Consider the following 3,178-nt stretch of genomic DNA (forward strand, 5'->3'; position numbering starts at 1 on the left):
CCCCCGGGCACGACGGGTAGGCGGCGGCGACCGACGGCAGATAGCCGGGCGCGGTCGGCGTCGCGCTGCGCACGGCGGTGGTCGCGGACGCGGTGGGGGAGGCCGGGCTCGACGAGGTGGTCGCCGGGGCGCTCGGGGAGGACACCGGCGACTCGGGCGCGCTCTCGCTGGGTGGGGGCGGCGGGGTGCTGCTGTCCACCGGCGAGGCCTCGCCCGTGGGCGCGTCGGTCGGGGCGGTGGTCTCCGGCTCCGGGGAGGTGGGGTCGGGGTCGACGGGGGTGTCCGTCGGCTCTCCGTCCCCGTCCACGCTGTAGCCCGCGGGCTGCAGGGCGGGAGTGGCCGCACCGGCGGCCTGGTCGGTGCCGTCGGCGGACGCGGCGGAGCCGGACCTGCCCGGGTCCACCAGGTCGACGGTCAGGCCCTTCGGCAGCGCGTGCGTACCGTTCTTGCCCTGGACGCGGACCTGGACGCCGTCGGAGAGCCCGGTCCACAGCGGTGCCGTGGCGCCGCGCACTCCGGCGCGGTCCCGCTCCGCCGGATCGGGCAGCGCGTCACCGGCCGACAGCCGCTGCCAGTCGCTCCACTGTCCCGACGCGGACGACTTGGTCCGCACCTGGACCGTGCCGTCCAGCTGCGCGTGGGTGTCGCTCCAGCTGACCGCGAGCATCCGGAACGGCTTGGTCGACCGGGCCGCGAGCGCCTGCTCACCGTCCGAACCGCCGGTCAGCCCGAGCGAGTCGACCGAGGTGTGCACCACGTGCGGACCCCGGCCCGCGGCGTCGTCGGTCGAGGAGGAACCGCGCAGCGCGACCGCCGCCGCCCCCGTCCCTCCCACCAGGACGATCCCGGCCGCGAGCCATACCCGCGCCCGTCTCCCCCGGCGCGCCTGGGCGCCCCCTGCTTCCGCTCCCATGTGATCCCTCCCCTGCACCGCCGCCCCAGCGGCTGACGTGCACACGCTGTGCACATAAGCGGATGGTAGGGGTGAGGTGTAAGAGGGGTGGGGGTGGGGGTGGCGATCCAGGGGATGCCGGGACAAGTGGGGCCGCTGGGAAAGGAGTTCCAGCGGCCGGATTCTTACCGTCGGCCTTCTTACCGTCGGCCGCGGCCTTCTCCCGGCGCGTGCGCAGGTCCTCCGTCATGCCTCCGATGCGGCACTGGTCGGCAAGCACCACGGAGCAACTACGCGCTCAGCGCCGCCAGTTCGATCACCGTCACGTCCGACGGCGCGTCCACGCGGGTCGGCGGACCCCATGCCCCCGCGCCCCGGCTGACGTACAACTGCGTGTCGCCGTAGCGCTCCAGGCCCGCGACCGTGGGGTTGGCGGCCGCCGCGATCAGGTTGCCGGGCCAGAGCTGGCCGCCGTGGGTGTGGCCGGAGAGCTGGAGGTCGACGGCGTGGCGGACGGCCTCGTGGATCTGGACGGGCTGGTGGGCGAGGAGGACGCAGGCGCGGGCGGGGTCGCGGCCGTCGAGGGCCTTGGCGAAGTCCGGGCCCTGACCCTCGCTCGCGCCCTGGACGTCGTTGACACCCGCGAGGTCGAAGTACGGCATCTCCGTGCGGGCGTTCTCCAGCGGGTGCAGCCCGAGGGTGCGGACCTCGGCGACCCACTGTGCGGCGCCGGAGAAGTACTCGTGGTTCCCGGTGACGAAATAGGCGCCGTGGCGGGCCTTCAGACCGGCGAGGGGAGCGGCGGCCGGGCCCAGGTTCTTCACGCTGCCGTCCACCAGGTCGCCGACCACCGCGATCAGGTCCGGCTGGGTCGAGTTGACCGTGTCCACGACCCGCTGGGCGAAGTCGCGGCCCAGGACCGGGCCCAGGTGGATGTCGCTGACCACCGCGATCCGGTAGCCGTGCGCCGCCCTCGGCAGCTTCGCCAGCGGCACGGTGACCCGCTTCACGCGCGGCCCCCGCAGCACGCCGTACGTTCCCCAGCCGACCGTCCCGACCGCCACCCCGGCGACGACGCCTCCGGCCACCCGGGAGACGAAGAGGCGGCGGGAGAAGTCCGAGGGGGCCGGGGCGGGAGGCGATACGGGCGCGGTGACGACGGTGTCCGTCGCCGGGACGGAGACAGCCGGGACCGGCTCCACCTCGGCCGTCGGCACCTGCTCCGCCTCGGCCGTCGGCGCCGGGGAAGCGCTCGCGGCCGGGCCGCGCCGCCGGTTGGCCCACCACCGCACCGGCTCCGTCGCCACCGTCGTCAGCAGCAGGTAGAGCGCCAGCGCCATCCACAGGAACCCTGGCCACGCCAGCGCTTGCTGGAGCCAGAAGGGCGCCCCGGAGCGCTCCGCCACCAGCGCGGCGACCATCAGCAGCGGGCCCGCCACGAAGAGCGCCGTACCCGCGCGGCGGGCCGGGCCCGGGGCGCGGGTCGTGTCACGGACCAGGCGCCGCCAGACGTAGTGGTGCAGGGCCACCACGGCGGCCAGCACGGCCAGGGCGACCAGCACGAAGACGATGACCACCGAGACCGCTCCCGTCCGCTATGACGTCCGCCGCAATGCGCGCAGTCCGCGCAACCCGATCACTCCGACGACGGTCCCAAGGATGAAGGAAACGATCGCCAGCAGCAGGTGCACCCAGAAATAGGCCGTCGGGTGGCCGTTGTCGAAGGCGAGACCGCTGCCGTCTGCCGCGAGATTTTTAATGAAAGTGATCCAGATGACCCAGCTCCACACCCCGAAGGCGAGCAGGAACCAGGACACGGGGCGGCTGAGCTTCATGCCTCCAGTATCGCCGTCCGCTGGCCGGTTCCGGGCGCGGGGTGGGGTGGGGAGTGGGACTTCACACCGCGTGGCAGGTACGTTCTCGACCGTGTCCGCACCTCAGAAGATCGGAAAGCGATCCCTGTTGATCGCTTCCACCACTTTGCTGATCACCTCCGTCACGACGCTCACGGCATCAGCAGCCCTCGCCGCCCCCAAGCCCTCCGGCAGCCCCACGGCCACCGCCACTCCCCCGGCAAACATGTCGATGGTCGGCGGCGAACGGCTCGGCCGGCCCGGTACGCAGGTCAACCTGGCGAGCGGCGTCCCCGTGCTGCCCAAGGACCTCACCGCCCGCTCCTGGATCATCAGCGACGCCGAGTCGGGCGAGGTGCTCGCCGCGCACAACGCGCACTGGCGGCTGCCCCCGGCGAGCACCCTGAAGATGCTGTTCGCGGACACGGTGCTG

At 73.6% G+C, this 3,178-nt stretch carries 2 protein-coding genes and 2 pseudogenes; 1 reads left to right on the forward strand and 3 read right to left on the reverse strand.

The window, feature by feature from the left end:
- The 3 genes and pseudogenes from GTW40_RS04645 to GTW40_RS04655 form a co-directional block, all read right to left on the reverse strand.
- Positions 1-913 (reverse strand): annotated as a pseudogene (locus GTW40_RS04645) (hypothetical protein); the annotation flags it as partial.
- 269 nt (positions 914-1,182) lie between these two features.
- Entirely contained in the window at positions 1,183-2,469 is a 1,287-nt protein-coding gene (locus tag GTW40_RS04650; RefSeq protein ID WP_161178862.1) for a metallophosphoesterase, read from the reverse strand.
- 18 nt (positions 2,470-2,487) lie between these two features.
- Positions 2,488-2,727 carry a hypothetical protein gene (locus GTW40_RS04655; protein ID WP_161178863.1) on the reverse strand — a complete coding sequence of 80 codons (240 nt, stop codon included), beginning with the start codon at positions 2,725-2,727 and terminating at the stop codon, positions 2,488-2,490.
- Between the two features lie 91 nt (positions 2,728-2,818).
- On the opposite strand from GTW40_RS04655, the pseudogene GTW40_RS04660 reads away from it, so the two are divergent.
- Positions 2,819-3,178 (forward strand): annotated as a pseudogene (locus GTW40_RS04660) (D-alanyl-D-alanine carboxypeptidase); the annotation flags it as partial.

Source organism: Streptomyces sp. SID4985 (assembly GCF_009863025.1).
GTDB lineage: Bacteria > Actinomycetota > Actinomycetes > Streptomycetales > Streptomycetaceae > Streptomyces.